The organism is Niallia sp. FSL R7-0271 (assembly GCF_038005785.1).
Lineage (GTDB): Bacteria > Bacillota > Bacilli > Bacillales > Cytobacillaceae > Niallia.
In genome coordinates, this window is the sequence record NZ_JBBOTZ010000002.1 from 1,015,783 (window position 1) to 1,030,673 (window position 14,891).

Annotated in this window: 14 protein-coding genes and 1 pseudogene; 5 read left to right on the top strand and 10 right to left on the bottom strand. The window is 33.1% G+C overall.

Translation table 11 applies throughout. The features are described from left to right. Positions 1-883: 883 nt before the first annotated feature. Together MKX82_RS25140 and MKX82_RS25145 are read left to right on the top strand one after the other, a co-directional pair. A complete protein-coding gene (locus MKX82_RS25140; protein ID WP_341080944.1) occupies positions 884-1,051 on the top strand; it encodes a hypothetical protein in 168 nt (55 codons plus the stop codon). Between the two features lie 533 nt (positions 1,052-1,584). Further along, positions 1,585-1,851: a hypothetical protein gene (locus MKX82_RS25145; RefSeq protein ID WP_341080945.1), complete on the top strand. Its 267-nt coding sequence runs from the start codon at positions 1,585-1,587 to the stop codon at positions 1,849-1,851. A gap of 112 nt (positions 1,852-1,963) precedes the next feature. Here the strand turns inward: MKX82_RS25145 and cdiI are convergent, their stop codons facing one another. After that, complete coding sequence (gene cdiI / locus MKX82_RS25150) at positions 1,964-2,368, bottom strand: ribonuclease toxin immunity protein CdiI (RefSeq protein WP_341080948.1); 405 nt, start codon at positions 2,366-2,368, stop codon at positions 1,964-1,966. Positions 2,369-2,507: 139 nt separating this feature from the next. Between cdiI and MKX82_RS25155 the strand changes: the two are divergent. The 3 genes and pseudogenes from MKX82_RS25155 to MKX82_RS25165 form a co-directional block, all read left to right on the top strand. After that, a pseudogene (locus MKX82_RS25155) lies at positions 2,508-2,914 on the top strand (SAR2788 family putative toxin); the annotation flags it as partial. Positions 2,915-2,930: 16 nt separating this feature from the next. Next, entirely contained in the window at positions 2,931-3,233 is a 303-nt protein-coding gene (locus MKX82_RS25160) for a hypothetical protein (RefSeq protein WP_341080949.1), read from the top strand. Between the two features lie 123 nt (positions 3,234-3,356). Then, positions 3,357-3,614 (top strand): DUF378 domain-containing protein, encoded by a 258-nt coding sequence (locus MKX82_RS25165; RefSeq protein ID WP_341080950.1) that lies wholly within the window; start codon positions 3,357-3,359, stop codon positions 3,612-3,614. Between the two features lie 289 nt (positions 3,615-3,903). On the opposite strand, the gene MKX82_RS25170 is transcribed toward MKX82_RS25165, so the two are convergent. The 9 genes from MKX82_RS25170 to MKX82_RS25210 form a co-directional block, all read right to left on the bottom strand. After that, positions 3,904-4,569 carry a hypothetical protein gene (locus MKX82_RS25170; RefSeq protein ID WP_341080951.1) on the bottom strand — a complete coding sequence of 222 codons (666 nt, stop codon included), beginning with the start codon at positions 4,567-4,569 and terminating at the stop codon, positions 3,904-3,906. A 269-nt stretch (positions 4,570-4,838) separates the two neighbouring features. Continuing rightward, positions 4,839-5,447, bottom strand: a complete 609-nt coding sequence (locus MKX82_RS25175; protein ID WP_341080953.1) for a DUF1672 family protein — start codon at positions 5,445-5,447, stop codon at positions 4,839-4,841. Positions 5,448-5,590: 143 nt separating this feature from the next. After that, a complete protein-coding gene (locus tag MKX82_RS25180) occupies positions 5,591-7,510 on the bottom strand; it encodes a BglG family transcription antiterminator (RefSeq protein ID WP_341080955.1) in 1,920 nt (639 codons plus the stop codon). A 151-nt stretch (positions 7,511-7,661) separates the two neighbouring features. Continuing rightward, a complete protein-coding gene (gene mngB, locus MKX82_RS25185) occupies positions 7,662-10,295 on the bottom strand; it encodes a mannosylglycerate hydrolase (RefSeq protein WP_341080957.1) in 2,634 nt (877 codons plus the stop codon). A 138-nt stretch (positions 10,296-10,433) separates the two neighbouring features. Continuing rightward, positions 10,434-11,549: a PTS fructose transporter subunit IIC gene (locus tag MKX82_RS25190; RefSeq protein WP_341080959.1), complete on the bottom strand. Its 1,116-nt coding sequence runs from the start codon at positions 11,547-11,549 to the stop codon at positions 10,434-10,436. A gap of 18 nt (positions 11,550-11,567) precedes the next feature. Next, on the bottom strand, positions 11,568-11,891 hold the full coding sequence (locus MKX82_RS25195; protein ID WP_341080963.1) for a PTS fructose transporter subunit IIB: 324 nt from the start codon (positions 11,889-11,891) through the stop codon (positions 11,568-11,570). 2 nt (positions 11,892-11,893) lie between these two features. Beyond that, positions 11,894-12,349 carry a PTS sugar transporter subunit IIA gene (locus tag MKX82_RS25200; protein ID WP_341080965.1) on the bottom strand — a complete coding sequence of 152 codons (456 nt, stop codon included), beginning with the start codon at positions 12,347-12,349 and terminating at the stop codon, positions 11,894-11,896. Between the two features lie 463 nt (positions 12,350-12,812). Then, entirely contained in the window at positions 12,813-13,376 is a 564-nt protein-coding gene (locus MKX82_RS25205) for a hypothetical protein (protein WP_341080967.1), read from the bottom strand. Between the two features lie 564 nt (positions 13,377-13,940). After that, a complete protein-coding gene (locus tag MKX82_RS25210; RefSeq protein ID WP_341080969.1) occupies positions 13,941-14,834 on the bottom strand; it encodes a hypothetical protein in 894 nt (297 codons plus the stop codon). Positions 14,835-14,891 lie beyond the last annotated feature (57 nt).

The following is a 14,891-nucleotide window of genomic DNA, read 5'->3' on the forward strand; positions in this document are numbered from 1 at the left end:
TGGTATAGTTATCGGAGTAAACACATCAGGTATAAAAAGAATTATTAATATTGGTAAATATGTTAAAACTTTTTCTAATATTATATTGCCTCTGATTATATTTATAATTTTCATTTAATTTTCTCCTATTATGAATGGTTTTAGAGACTTAAATTTTTCCTGTCCCATTCAACCCATTTCTTTATTCTACTAATAATATTTTTATCGGTGAAATATATTATTTCTCGCCTATTTTTTCCTGTTTTGTTTCTATGTTTATTAAATTGTTCCTATTTGGTTCTCCATGTAACTTTTTGCGGAACTTTTTTCATCTTCAATACTAATTTTATTTTTTAATAAAAAAATGAATGAGTAAATTTAGAAATAATATTTCAGTTTTGTTCCTGGTTATTGTGAATTGTTCCTGCTTTGTACCTTCTTTTTTACATATTTAGGCCGATTGTGGATATATTATGGTTTTATAAGAATTGTCACTTTGATCTTTTTATTTATATCTAAATATCATTTTACTTATATATATTACGCATATAAAGATTTGCATAATAATGCAGGAACAAAGAGACATATCTCAAATGAACGTATTTTTTATGTGACTAAGTGTGTCATTTCCATTGGATAGTTTTACTAATGAGAGCCTCACGTTTATGTCTTCCTCACATATGGATAGATTTTTAGATATTTCATTATGTTTATTAATATTTAGAACCTCTATAGGGCTAATGAGGACAAGTAATATTTAGAAAAAGTATAAATACAAGATTTTTATTAAGGATATAATAAATTTAAATATCTTAAAACGTTATTCTTTTAGGTATGACTGTGAACCGTATGCATGAAATGAATAAGGAGAGGATTAATCATTAATTACAATGACAACAAGCATATGATCTGTGATGAATGCAAGCAAGAGTTTCGCTATAAAAGTAGCTATTATGATAAAGATAAGCGCTCAGAAGTGAAGCAGTATAAATGTGGTTGCCCTACTATCCAGCTTGAAACGGTAAAATATTTCAGCAGAGATGAGTTAGCACCATGGGAACGGGTCAACTGAAATTTATTAGGAGTATCAAGTTTTGAGTTTTGTCTATAGATAAACAACGAGAAAGATTGATTAAAGAACATAAAAAACTTCATATATTCCCTGTATCTGATTATACGGAATTAACGATGAAAAAATTGCTCGCTCCATCAAGATGATAAAGTAGCAGAGAAGACAAGATGTACTTTATCGGAAAAATGCTTTTAAAGTAGGAGAAAACAGTTCCATTCTTATGCTGGGATTGTGAAAGGAAATTTGAGGGGACTCTTCAGGATACGAAAATCGTTGAGACGGCTCCGAGAACGCTTGAAGGTAGGTTTGCTGTTATTTGTGAAGACTACCAAAAAAAAGAAGTTTGATGAATATTGATTTAAATGAAGTGAAACGACAATAATAATATGAATACCCTTTAAAAGTCGGTTTTACATATTTTTTTAAAATAAGGAAATTATAAAGTTATCTTCTAAAGAAAGTAACAAATAAACTCCAGTGTGGAGCGAGTTCTGTGATCTGAATTTCATTCGTTTAACAAAAGGATTGGTATTATGTTAGAAAAACAGCAATTAACATTATTAACTATCTCTGAATTGGATAAAAACTATCTTAGGAATAACTTGTTAAAAGAGAAGCCTTTTAAAGTACCTACTAAAAATGGCCTCACCGTGGTAAAAAGCGAAGAATTGTATGAACTTATTTTAGAAACCCAGTCAAAGGAAGAAATACGAGAGCTTGTGTTAATGATTAAGATAGCTAAAAAAAGACAGATGACAATTCGGCACATATTTCAAACAATTGCATTCGGTTTGATTTAAAAGAAAAAACATTATAACATTTGGTCTGTATGAAATAAAAAGATGGCTCCTTTATGTAGAGGGAGCATCTATTATTTGCAATAGGATTTTATAAACCATTAGATGCTTTTCTTTACTTATCCACTATAATATTAAATTTTTCTCTTATTTCCCCTACTAACTCTTCTACACGACTACGGTCATTAGGATACTTCTCCAAATACAGCTCGCAATCTTCTACTAGATACTTATAAAATGTTTCGTAATCTAAAACAAATTGTACATCTTCGTCCACTGCAGGTTCGTCGAAATAATAGCAGACTCCTTCTTCTCCGAAATAATCTTCTTCCCATTCTTCCCAGTTACTTGCAAATACAAAGCGGGCATATTCATCTCCATAACCCATTTCCTTTGGGATGTTCTCTAATATATACATAAATGCTTCATCTCCCATTAAATAGTAGAAGATGTGAATTAATTCTTTTTGTCTTTCTAAATCTCCCATATCAACAACACCCTTTACCCAAAATCTCGACAAGTGTTTACGCTTCGACTCATAGCAATATTTAATTAGTTTCTAAAAAAACTTGAAAGGGTTCTCCTCCAAGTTACTTTTCTACTTTAATATTAAATATTCCTCTTATTTTCTCTAATAACTTTTCTACACGTATCCTTAAGTAGTTATTGCAATTTCAGTAGCTCATTATGGTATTAATTACGCAATCAAGAAGTATGGAAGAAGTGCAGTAACTAAGGCTACTAATAAGTACGGTCAAAAGGCTACAGCTAAAACATTAAAAAATCTAAAGTTTGCTTCTGAAAGACTTTAATCAGAACACTGGGATAAACATAAAAAAGAATTTCGAGGCTATACAAAGTCAAAGTATTTAACACGTGCTCAATCACTAGGAGGTACAACAGCAAAACATATCTTGACAAAAAAGAGATCTAATGGTGATATGTTAAAATATAATAAGATACAAATGAATTACTTATTCTTACTAAAGATGATGTTATAAAAACCCTATTCAAACCTAAATATCCAAATAAAAATAGAGGATATGAGTACTTTAAAAACCAATAACTAGAGGTGATTTAAAATGAAATTTTGTCCTGTTTGCGGATATGACAATCATGTATATCCACCTTATGATGAGGATAACAATCCATCCTATGATATATGCTCCTGTTGCGGTTTTCAATTCGGAGTTGATGATGATGTCGAAATGGAAGATGGTGTATTTATGGAAAAGAAAGATACACATACTCAATTCCGTAATAATTGGATTGATAATGGAGCAATTGTGTTCTCCGAAAGCTACCCAAAGAAATTTCAAAAAGAAGGCAAAGTTGCCGGAGAATATCTATTTAAACAATTAGAAAACATAAATGTAAAACAATAGTTTTTATTGGAAAAGAAGTCATATAATTTGGCTTCTTTTTCTTATTATTACACTATGTTCATCTAATATCTGTTTCATACACCTACTTAAAGAGGTGTATATACAGTAGAAATACAATATATCATGAGAAGTTCCTATTTATGTCTTTGTCTAATACTACAAAAAATCACCCTAATTCTAAGTATCAATGGTGTCATCAACTGGGAATTAATCGGCTTCTTCCAATATGATCTTGTCGCTGCAATATTTGGTAGTGAGCATGCAGGAATGTCCAGAATTATCTTTATTCTTGTAGGAATTTCAGGTCTTATTAGTATTAATATCTTAAATAATAGTAGAACTAGTTTAGAAGCTGGTCGTAGTTACACAACAAATCACTAATTATACTCATGAGCTGGTCCATTTGAAAACAAACTAAAAAGACATCCAATTGGATGCCTGATATTTTCTCGGTTATATAATTATTAGCGACCTTCTAACGCCTCTTCATTTAAATATCCTCTGAGAAGAAAGAGGTTACTATAAAAATGATTCTACAGTTCAAATGAGTGTTGGGCAGAAATACAGAGAATATCTACAAGTGTTTGCCGATAATTAATCGTAATCAACTTGCAAAAGGAGAAAACTGCAAAAAAGAGCAGGTAACAACATCTGCTCTTTTGTAAATCCACTATTCAAATGAATATTCTACGTCTTGTTGCGGGGTTATATCTTCATACGTGTCTCCATCCATGGATGGAGCAAAGACAAACTTAATTTTTGAGATGTCTTCTGCATCTTCTAGTTTTAAAATAAAACCATCGTCAAACTCTTTTGTTACTTTACCTGCGAACGGAGCCAAGCTATCAGATTCTGTGTAGATTATGTCATTTTGTAATCTATCAACTTGTTGTCCTTTATCTGTAACCACATGCTTCAAGCCGTCCCAAGCAATGTTCTTATCTTCTTTATTTTCTACATCATAGCGAACTTGCACATAGACATATTCATCTTCAATCTCATCTGCAGCTCGCGAATCAACCTTTAGTATATCTATGTGGTGTTGCGTAACATTCGTCATTTTAAATAGTCTCATATCTTTGATTGTTACTGCTAATGGTGAAACATCAATAGTTTTATTTATTTCCTTCATTTTTAACAACTCAAGCATGCCATCTTTCGTTTCTGCCTTTTGACCAACTTTTGTAATCTCTGATCGTGCAGCTTCTGTAGATGTCATATTTTGCTCATCAGCCTTTTTTTCAACTTCTGCAGAAGATATTTCTGCGTCGTTTCCACAAGCAGCAAGAATTAAGCCAGTTGCCAATGCTAGTGATGCTACTAATTTCTTTTTCACTTAAAGTTCCCCCAATGTATGTAATTCGTGTATATTATATCAAAGAAAGAATAGTAATTGGGGCTTATTTCCTCTTTTGGTACTTTAATACTAATGTCATGATGTGTAAATAATCCTACAACATCATCTTAGAACGAAACTATTAGATTGTTCATCATTACTTTCAAGGAATGTTTAGCTGCTAATGAGAATAGAGACTTTTACAGCAGCATGTACGTATCGACTACTAAAAAACGAAGGTAAAGTATTGACGATAGGAATAATGGATTCTAGTTTTCGGGGTTTTTCTCAGAGTAAAATCCTTTAGAGTTAAAAGACAAAACCATTAATTCTATTGGTCTAACAGTTAATTTTTGCTTTATCATTGCAAGCGACTCCAGGTAGCTATCAAGCTTATTGAACTCTTCTCTAAAGATTATGTGATATAATCCGCCCTTAATGGCATTTTCCACCTGGAATTCGTCTGCCCAAATTTTATCTGTCAACACTTGCTTTCCTTGTTCATCAATTGGTACGACAGCATATGTATAGAAATGTACATTTCCTTTGGATTCTACAAAAATCGTTGCCCCATCACGGTTACCGACTACATTATGAACATAAACATCCGTTTTGTAGTTTTCCTTAAAAAACTTTATAGCTGCTTCTTCGATCTGAGTCCGGTTTTTTTCAGCAAGTTTATCGGTTTCTTTTCCATATGGAAGAGCATAACCTTCACCTGAGTAATCCTGAACGCTCACCAACCTGTCACTAGAAAGTGCAGCTTGTGATTCCTTAGCTTCTTCATTTTCATTATTAATATTTGTACTATTCATACTTGAACATCCTCCAAGTATTATTGATAACCCAATACTGCCGAGCAATGTTTTCTTGACCATAGTTAGTATATCCTCCCTAAAGGACTGTGCCACATCTATTATTGTAGAGGATAAAATTATATATTTACAATTGATAGGTGAAAAATTACCCTTTTCACGCAGAAATAGGAGAAAAGTTTGAAAGATATATATATTAGCTCTACTTACGAATAAATCATTCTAGCTTTCAAGATAAATTCATTAAAATTTCTAGCAGTACTAAGTTCAGTCGCTTGTTTCTCTCGAATAATATCGACAAGAAAATCATAAATGCCCATTGCTTCTTCGTAATCTTCTTTACTAATGGCCAAGAGAAAGATCAACTGGGATTTCTGTCCGTTTCCCCAATCAATAGGTTCTTCTGTTAAAGCTATACCAATCTTTGTACGCTTAGAAAGAAGATTTAAAGGATGTGGTACTGCCACTCCTTCGCCAATTACTGTTGATCCCATTTCCTCCCTTTTTAAAATAGCAGCTAAAAATTCCTCTTCATTATCAATTACTTTTTCTAATGCCATAGCAGAAGTCAGTGCTTTGATTGCCTCGTCTTTATGTTTAAAAGTCTTCTTTATAAATAACTTAGGTGAAAAATAATTAAGTAAAAGATCTGTCGTATGACTTAGCTCTTTAGTAATTTTTTTATCCAAATCAATAATCTGCCTCCTTGATGGCAAGCTTTCTATTTTGAAAATCGGTTTATTTTTTTCCTCTATATCAATGGTCGTAATTACAACGTCTTCTTCCACATAAGGTAATGTACTGTACCTCTGTACAGAAATTGTTTTTGTTATAAATAAATCTGGAATCGTTTGTTTAATGGTTGTTTCAATAACCCTCGCAGTTCCTATCCCAGACCCACAAACGATTAAGCAGGAATTATGCCGTTCGTATTTAACCTGATAGTTCCTCTCCAAGGAAGCACCTATATGCAAAGATAAATAGGCAATCTCTCCATGGTTCACTTCATAACTCAACTCATTTTTGATTGATTTCACTGCATATAACGTTATTTCATATGCAAGCGGAAAATATTTTTTGATATGTTCTTCCATTGGATTTCTTACTCTAATATTATTTTTCACGCGAAATAACATCGAGTTAATATGGCTCTGTAAATCACTTCTTAACTGCTCATCATCGTTGAGGTCATAGAAATAGTTTTCATTAATTTTATCTAAAAATAATTGGATGTAGTCATTAACTAGATTATTTATATTCTGATTTTGATCCACAGCTGTAATCATTTTACTTCTCACTTGAATAAAAAGGTAATCTTGCTCTGATTGAGGAATATCTATTAAAAAAACTTCCGATAATAATTTAATCAAATTATCCATTAATTCAGTGTATTGTCCCCACTTATCACGCCCATACTCAAGCTCTAGTACAAATTGATTCTGTATTCGATCCGCCATTATAACTAGGTGAAAGATAAAGTTTTTTAAGTTTTCATCACTAAAATACAGATGGAAAGAACTAAATAATGGTGGCAACTGTTTATGTAGCGCTTCCAAAAAATGTTGTTGATTCTTCCATCCAAAATAACTCTCTATTTGAGAGAACTCAAAGGATTCATCAATAAGTGATAATAATGCACAACGTTTATTACGCTCTGAACCCTCAATCAATATTCCTTTCCCAACCTTAGAGTGTAATGAGAGATTGAAGCTATTAAGAAGGTTTCTTATTTCTTTAATCTCTAGGCTTAAAGTAGTTCTTCCAACATACATTTTTTCAGCTAATTCTTCCAAAGTCATAAATTGATGCGCGTTAAGGAGAATGATAATACATTGTTTTATTCTCCCTTCTTTTGTATTGATATCGAAATAAATGGGGGAAGTTAAATTACTGTTTTTAAATTGGCGGAAATTCTGCTGGTCCAATACATCAATGTAAAATCCTTTCCCACGCATATTTTTGATAATAAACCCATGATTCTTACCAACTTCATTCATCCCCTTAATCTCCTTACGAACAGTTCGGTCAGAAATGGATAATACTTCACCAATTTTTTCGCCATTCAACTTACAAAGATTTTCTTCTAAAAGGGTAAAGATTTTATTTTTCCGGTTATCAGCAAACATGTTAAGCTTCTCCTTTCCTAGAAGGATTGGTTGACGCAGCAAAGAAACAAATTAGCACCACTTTTTATCATTCAAATTGTAACGTATCAAAGTGTACTAAAAAGTCTATATATAAAACTTCCACCCACTTTAAGAAGCAGGTGGAATTCTTCTATAATTCGATAGAGATGGTACAGAATTTATAAGGCTGTAATTCTTCTGTTACCTCTGCTTTCATTGTTTCATCTAACATCACAAAGCCTCCTTTATCAACTAGTTCTTTTTCGATCGTTGATACTTTATCTATATAAGGATTAAAGAGACGGACAATTAGATTATTACTTTCTTCTGCTTTCTTAATCGTGCTAATAACAGAAGTCATCTTTTCAAACGTAAACAGGCTGTAAGATAAATGATTGGTTTTTTCTTCATCACGATAAGCATAAATCATTCTTCCATTTAGAAAGTCAGAGAATTGGTAATACGGAATGGGCGATAAATATTCCTTTGCCATTCTTGCGATATCGGCTTCATCAAAGGATTGGTTATTGTTCATATAATAAGCAAAGGTTGCCTTTAATTTTCCAAGTAACTGGGCATCTGGAGTCTCAACAATGGTTTCTCCAGATGCTCGCCCTGGTCGATAGAGTAGATCCGTTTTCCCCATATGACTAAAGGTTCTAAATAAAGTTAATTGAATAGTGTCATATGAGTTTCCAACAATCTCATATTCTCGCACGCCTTCTGTGAAAATTGCAGCGACACGATTCTGTTCATGTAAGGAAACAAAACTTTGCATTGGTTCGATCGAAATTGGAGCCTCTTCCCACTTCTCCTCTTCCCAAACCTCCATTTCTGGTAAATAAACCGGCCTAGTAACCGTTCCAAACAACTGATCGGAAGTAGAGAATTTACTTATTATTTCTGTATTAAATTGAACACAAACTCGATGACTTAGTACTTGATTGTCCATATCTATTTCAAAACGAATCAATTCTTCATTTTTCCGAAGACCAACCTTTGCGGTGATGATAAAGTCCTGGTTGGCAATCCCTTTTGCCCTATCCTCGAGATTGTAAGGCACTTGCATGTTTAGCTTTATTTCAAGATGTTCTTCTACCTCAGAGGTAAAATAGTTTACACTGATTAATTCAGAATCTGTTGAATAGCTGACCAAATCCTCTCTAGGAGGAGAGTAATTATAGGAGTCCCCATCATCTCCATTTTCAACGAAAATCATTTGGTTTTTATATTCTTTTCCAGATGCTTTGTCTAATATAGTTAGTGTATTATTTGCAGCAGCGGATATCTCATAAAATTCATTCTCAATCACAGCTTTAGTAGATTCTTTAAAGTTATTTGATTCGCCGTCATTCAGCTCCAAATAGTAGCTATCATAGCCAAGACCATTTAGATTCGTCACATGTATTAAAATTTCAGCTAAAAAGACCTTTTCTGGAATATAGATCTCTTTGCTTGGATTCAATCGAATCGTTTGTTTTAATACATAATCAGTTAATTCCACTTTATTTAGAATAGCAAATGGCATGGTATTTCCGTGATAATCTTTAATAACAAAGTTCTCTTCTGGAATATACAGCCCCACCTTTACGACTCCGGACCGTTGATAAGGAAGCGGATTAAATAGAGTAAAGTTTAACTGATGTTGATACGGTATTCTTTCCGTCACTAACCGCATATGTATGTCCAAAAGGTTTTCCGCTTTTTCTTTCGCTAACTTATAACGAAACTTTACATCCTGATTAGTTGTATCACTATTACAGCCGCCAATACTATCATGAGCTGCATTTTCAAACATCAGCTTCCAGATTTCTTCAAGTTCTCTATGCGGATACAAATTCCCTAAAGAAAAACTAATGGAAAGTACTGGTTCTAGAACATTTACTAAGAAGTTTTCAATCTCATTGTTTGCTTGTTTTAAATCTGCTCTTGTCGAGAATATCGACTTGTGCAGCCTACTATGTTTTCCCTCCGTTAGTTCCCCTTTAATCACAGGAAGGTTTTTCACCTCTTGTTCCAGTACATCAAAGAATTTCTCTGGTGATTGGAGAATATATTCTCGGCTAGGATCCAATTCATTAAATTTTTCAATAAGTTCAGGAAGATTCGTCCTAATAGGTGCCTGATCAAATCCATTAGGAAAATACACATTACTTGTTGAGGCTTTTTCTTCTAGTTTACCTACAAAATCCTCTATATACGGGATTATATCCGCCTCTTCTTCCGGGATATTGCCACCATGGTAATATCCAAAAGGTATTTGCTCAGCCAGCATTTGGCTTCCGTCATCACCTTCCCAAATAAACTCTGTTTGTTTTAAGCGGTTGTCAGCCACACCACGCCAAAATAAAAAACGATTAATACCAAAGTTTTTGTATATTTGTGGCATATTTCCACCTTGACCGAATGCGTCAGGTACATAACCAATTTCAAAAGAGTGTCCCAATTGTTTTGCATATTTAGTACCATAGAGAAGATTTCTTGCGACAGATTCCTGTGAAATGACTAATTGGTCGGTTTGAGTATACCAAGGGCCCGTTAAAAGCCGCTTTTCAGCAACTAATTTTTCAAGTCTTTCTCTATCCTCTGGTTGATATTTTAAATAGTCTTCAATAAGGGATGTCTGAGCATCCATCAAGTAATATTTGAAATCCTTATTGGTTTCCAATGTATCAAGAACCTCTCGAAGATGCTTTACTAAATAGACAGTTGATCTAGACGATGTAAAGTACCATTCTCTATCCCAGTGAGTATGTGGAACTACATGGACTTTTGTTTTTTTCATTAGTACAAAACTCCTTATCTATAATTAGTGGACACTTCATATTTTTATCTAATAGATTCCTGCCTTGATAGATTTTAGACAGGAATCCACCTAAGAAATAGTAATATTTATTCCTGGATTAATTGCTGCTATGATATTTTAGTCAAAACTAATATCAAGCTCATCCAATTCTTCTTTTTGCTTATCAGCTTGTTTGTTTTCCAGTTCCTTGTCATCTCGGAAATTAACTAACAGATTAGATCCAATCCCAATAATAAATGCACCAACTAAAATACCAGCTAAATATGCCCAGCTGCTACCTACAGTGAAGAAGCCATATACTCCACCAACTGGCGGCATAATTTCATGAGCACCAAGAAGCACAGCAGTGGCTGCTCCCGCAGCACCTGCCACAACGTTCAAAGGTATCAGTTTTAATGGACTTTTTAATGTAAAGGGAATTGCTCCCTCTGTAATACCAATTATCCCCATCACTAATGATCCTTTACCTGACTCTAAAAGCTCTGGAGAGAAGTTTTTCCTTTTAAGTAATGTAGCAATTCCATAACCTAATGGCGGTATACAAATTGCAATATTTACTATAATCGCAGGCAGGTATATGCCACTCATCAGCAGTGCATTACCTGCCATCCATGCTGCCTTGTTTACTGGTCCTCCCATGTCAAAAGCAATCATGGCACCAAGCACCAATGCTAAAACAACATTATTAACATTACTTTGCGTCATTTCCGTAATCCAGTTTAATAAAGATGTATTAATCCAGCCTAACGGTCCACCTAAGACCAATGCCATTAAAATTCCGATCGCTCCCACAGTAATTAGTGGGAGGATAATTAATGGTACTGCACTTGCGAGTGAACCACTAATAACAACCCGCTTTTTCACCCAATTTGTAAGCCACCCGGCAAAGAAACCAGCCACAACAGCACCAATAAAACCAGCATTTGTTGAGCTTGCTAAGGCGCCACCGACAAGACCTGCTGCCAGCGCCGGCCTACCTGCAATGGAAAAAGCTATATAAGCTCCTAACACCAAGTTCAATAACCCGATTGCTGTCCAGCCGACTTGTTCAAATAAGTATATATAATGCAGGAAACCACTTGTTTCAGCAAATTTACTTAAATCTGTATAACCCGCTGCAAAGCTTATTATTTTCGCAAGTGCTACAACTAACGAACCAGCGATAATAACCGGAAGAACATAAGAAATACCTGTCATTAAATGGGTTTTAAATGCATTGGCTTGTGATTTCATCTTCTTTCCTCCATAGCATTAGGATTGCTTTCTTTTTTCTATAGCCTGAACAATTTTTTCAATTACAGCTTCACCATGGGAAACGGCCTGACCCAATTTCACCCGTACAACCGGCTTCCCCTTAAATCGTTCCTCCCCTTCAATCGCCTTATCTGCCGCTATAATAACTGCATCCGCCTCACTTATATCTGCCTCTGTTAAATCGTTTATAAAGCCCATAGCTCCTTGCTGTTCCATTTTTACCGAATGCCCTAACTTAGCTCCTGCCTTTTCTAATGCTTTAGCCGCCATAGGTGTGTGAGCTAACCCCGCAATACAAGCTGTTACTCCTACAAACTTCATCTTTACGCAACCTCCATTTCTACACTCTTAAATAAATTCAAAATATCCTCTTTAGTCTCCACTTTAAAAAGACGTTCCTGAAATTGCTCCTCCATTAGATTCCCAGCAAGTGCTGACAGAATTTTTATATGCTTTGTACCTGCCTCCATTGCCGGAACCAAAATAGCAAAAATAAATTTCACCTTAAAATAATCAGGAGAGTTCCAATCCATTTTTTCTTTCGTTTTAATAAAAAATAGAGCCGCTTTCTTAACAGTCACACTTTTAGCATGCGGAATAGCAATTCCCTCCTGAAAAGCAGTAGGATACTGATCTTCCCTGCTAATAAAATCCTTCAACAGAATTTCTTGATCTTCAATTATCCCTAATCGCTGTGCCTGGAGAGAAATAAACTCTAATACTGCATCTCGATTACTTAATTCTAAATCTAAAAATATTTGATTATCATTTAAAAGCAACCCTAACCCTCCTTTTGTTATCGCTTACAAATTGATTATAAGGTAATTGTGTGGAATTATTAATGCGGAATTTGGCCAGTGGAGTTGGAATAAATTGTACTAAGTGTTTTTGGGTTTGACTTTTTGTTTTATGAGGTGATTTGATAGGTTGGATTTTTCAGGATTTCTCTATAATCTATTTGATAACTTGCCAAGTACAAAAAAAGAGCATTTCCTTTGTTGAAGGAAAGGCTCTTCATTATATAGCTATGAAATTAATATTTTCATTTTTAAATTAAGACAGGAATGCCGCATAAAACATCTTTTACGGCAGCGAGCCTTTTTAAGTCCGAATACCAGTTAACACAGTTTATCTAATAAGAGAATTAAGTGTTAAAATATAATTTTTATTCGCATATAATTCACATTATATGCGATTAGGGTTAAGCCCTAATATTTATTTACTACGTTTTTTGTAGTTTAACTATAAAATTTCTCCCTGCTCTGTATTTTCCCTCTTCTTTTGTATAATTGCTTCCTCTAATATTACTGAATAATTATATGTATTATAAATTGGTCTTCTCAATCCTTTATTTATCAGTAGTATCATTAAATAAATTATTACAAAAAATATTAATAAAAACATAGTATATATATTAAAAAAGACAGTAGGGTTTAATATATCTATAAAAATAGATTTCAATTCTTCTTTTGTAATTTTTTGATTATATATTTTCATGTAATTTTCAACATAGAAATTTATGCTATTAGCACCAATAGTTATAAATGCAATAAGACTTGTTGCTAATATAGGAAGTAATGCTATTAATAAATTTATAGGATTATTATTAAGGTAGCTAGTATCTTTACTAACTGACAATTGTCCATCGATCCTCCGCTTCATCTTTTTTAATTGAACTAGAGAGTGGTCATTACTTATGTCTTCAACTAATATATCAATATCCTGCATGCAATATCCTCGGATATTGCCATACCTTTTCTTCAAATATTTTGATACCGACTTCATTTGATTATAATCTCTACTCATTTTATCACCCTAATTATTTATCGGTTAATATTCCTAGAAATTTAGATTCTTTTTATAAAAACAAACTTCACCTAACTTTCAACACTAAATTACAAATATGATTTTTTTCTTATACTTCTTTTAAATTTATTCTCACTTACTTATTAAAAAACTATTAAAATTTGACCAAGAAATATTTTCTAGTATTAATAGGGATAATAGTAATCGTGGTTATAAATACACATCGGTATTTTTTTAAAAGGGTGATACATGTGATGCATAGTATGTCTAGAGTGGGACGTTGCATAACGTGGCTTTTTAGGGTACAGTCAAATGTGAAAGTATTATTTGATTAATTATGATACATATAAAGATCTTGAAAAATCCATTTAAGAGTATATTTCGTTCTATTATACAGAACGATACCAAGAAAGATTAAACGGCTTTAGCCCCTTAGACTTCAAGGCTCAAGCCGCATACATCACTTATTATTTTACTGTCCAAAGGGCAATTTATAATACGCATCAAGGGTGTTTTTCCCTTATCTCAATTATCTGGGTCTCTCCATTTTTACTTGTAAGATTTTTACTTTGTAAACTCATTAACCTCTCTTGTTAATTTGCTTTGGCAAAGCCGAATTGCATCGTTTACTTTAACCCTTGTTTCTTCTTTACTATTTTCAAGCAATACTAGGAAATTTGTAGTATCACTTTGTTCGATTTTATCACAGAATAAATCAATAACACTATTTTGATAAATTCGAAATTCATCTAACCCACTATCCAGGTCAACTAGGAAACTTTCCGCTTTTATTTTTGCAGAACAAGCAATGATTTCACTATGTTTCATAGTTTCTTTTTGTTGTATTTCATCAAGCTCCTTAAGACTTATGTTTAACGCCTCATTAACTAAAATTAAATCATTATACTTTATCCTTTTCCTTCTAATTATTTTCCTCTTTACATTAAAGGACTTATTGCTCAAAGCATGCTTTGGCATTTGACTATTAAAGATTTCTGCATATTTATTATTTGTTTTTGCCCTCTTATAATCTTTTTTTATTGATTTTATTTCTTTCTTAATTTCGTTCCATCTAAAAAGTATGCTGTATCTTTCCATATTTAAGCTGTTTAATATTATTATAGTTTGTATTATGTTCTCAATTTTATTTATCCGCAAATTAGCCATAGTTAATTGTCTTTGTCTTAGGTCACTTTCTTTAAGCGTATCTCTATTAAGTTTAATTTGCGCATCAAGAGTTTCTTTATGTAACTGCCTTTGAATTGATACCTGTAGCATGGTTAAAACAAATACAGTAATAGCACCAATAATAGCACCTAAATATCCACCCCAGAAGCCTAACCAGCCGTTTGCATCACCTAATGCTTTAGAAAAAATCTCGGAGTTCATCGCTATTGCTAATAGTAATGGTAAAATAATTGCAATACAGGCCATTATAGTTATAATTTTTTTGTTCATATATTTATACCTCCATAGTTTATTATGAAAAAATATAGAGGATTAAACAATTATAAA